The sequence below is a fragment of the uncultured Paracoccus sp. genome (assembly GCF_947496875.1).
Classification (GTDB): Bacteria; Pseudomonadota; Alphaproteobacteria; order Rhodobacterales; family Rhodobacteraceae; genus Paracoccus.
The window spans coordinates 1-1,051 of the sequence record NZ_CANMEH010000068.1; the positions used below are offsets into that span (position 1 = coordinate 1).

The window sequence follows — 1,051 nt, forward strand, 5'->3', positions numbered from 1 at the left end:
GGCTTTGTTGCACAAAGCCTCTGATGTCCGAGGTTCCCCTTTCCCCGGACGGATTTATCCCGCGGTTTCTGTGACAGGAATGCCGAGCGCGGTGTAGCCGTTCATGACGGCGATGCGGATCTGGACCTCCGCGACCTGTCGGTCAAAGTCCCGCGCCATGAGGCGCTGCCCCAGCAGTTTCATACAGTGCATCTTCGTTTCGGCACGGCTTCGTCGGTGGTATCCGCTCCATCGTCGCCAAAGCGCGCGGCCCAGATATTTCGCGGCGCGCAGGGCTTCGTTTCGCGCGGCGGCACCGGCGGTGAGGGTCTTCCACGGCTTTGCATTCTTCCGGGGCGGTATGACGGCATGTGCGCCGCGGTCGGCAATGGCATCGTGGCATTTGCGTGTGTCATAGGCACCGTCGGCGGTGACGCTGCCGATCTGCTCGTCCGCCGGGATCTGACCGAGCAGGTCGGGTAGCACCGGGGCATCACCGATGTGGCTCCCCGTGATCTCGACGGCTCGAACCTCCAGTGTTTGCTCGTCGATTCCGAGATGGATCTTGCGCCACACACGCCGTTTGGGGCCGCCATGCTTGCGGGCGTGCCATTCGCCTTCTCCCTCGACTTTGATCCCGGTGCTATCAATCAGCAGGTGCAACGGGCCCGTGGAGCCGCGGTAGGGGATGTTGACAGCCAAGGCCTTCTGACGGCGCGACAGCGTGCTGAAGTCGGGCACCGTCCAGTCGAGGCCAACCAGTCGCAGCAGGCTCTCGACGAAGCCGGTCGTCTGCCGGAGCGCCATGCCAAACAGCACCTTCATCGAAAGGCACGTCTGGATCGCGGCATCGCTGTAGGTCTGCTGGCGACCACGCCTGCCTGTCGGAGCGGCATCCCAGTTCATCGCGGGGTCGAACCAGATCGTCAGCGAGCCTCGGCGCTTGAGTGCTTCATTGTAGGCTGGCCAGTTCCTGGTCCTGTAGGTCGGGGGTGTGGGTCTGCTCATGCATCACAGCTACCACGCTGGATTCACGAGATGAATCCCTCACGCGATTTGTGCAACAGAGCCG

The 1,051-nt window shown here is 63.1% G+C and carries 1 protein-coding gene; it reads right to left on the minus strand.

What is annotated here, in order from left to right; all coding sequences use genetic code 11:
- Positions 1-54: 54 nt before the first annotated feature.
- Positions 55-987 (minus strand): IS5 family transposase, encoded by a 933-nt coding sequence (locus Q0938_RS19115; protein ID WP_073068871.1) that lies wholly within the window; start codon positions 985-987, stop codon positions 55-57.
- Between the last annotated feature and the right edge of the window lie 64 nt (positions 988-1,051).

What these genes read in the sequence shown, in the direction of transcription:
- Q0938_RS19115 (WP_073068871.1), bottom strand. Translation starts at nt 987, where the DNA reads ATGAGCAGACCCACACCCCCGACCTACAGGACCAGGAACTGGCCAGCC.